The organism is Bowmanella dokdonensis (genome assembly GCF_017254865.1).
Lineage (GTDB): Bacteria > Pseudomonadota > Gammaproteobacteria > Enterobacterales > Alteromonadaceae > Bowmanella > Bowmanella dokdonensis.
This window is the reverse complement of record NZ_JAFKCV010000412.1, coordinates 1-283: the sequence shown is the minus strand read 5'-3', so window position 1 is coordinate 283 and position 283 is coordinate 1. Positions and strand designations below refer to the sequence as shown.

The following is a 283-nucleotide window of genomic DNA, read 5'->3' as shown; positions in this document are numbered from 1 at the left end:
ACTCAATTCAACAGCTTCCTGCACACAAAGCAAGGGGCGAAACGCCCCTGCTGTCTAGCTTAATGGTGGTGATGGCCACCTTCACCGTGAGCGTGGCCGTGTTCAATTTCCTCAGCCGTTGCTTCACGTACATCGATCACTTCCAAATCAAATGTCAGGGTTTTACCTGCCAGAGGATGGTTTAGATCCACTGTTGCCATAAACTTACCGACTTTTTTGATCAGCACCTGGCGTTGACCATGCTCAGTATGAACCAGTGCCAGCATACCCGGCTGCCATTTAT

At 49.8% G+C, this 283-nt stretch carries 1 protein-coding gene; it reads right to left on the bottom strand.

Going from position 1 to position 283, the window contains the following annotated elements:
• Positions 1 to 59 precede the first annotated feature (59 nt).
• Positions 60 to 283 (bottom strand): FKBP-type peptidyl-prolyl cis-trans isomerase (locus J0A66_RS23115; protein ID WP_369127397.1); only part of this gene is annotated, 224 nt, incomplete at its 5' end.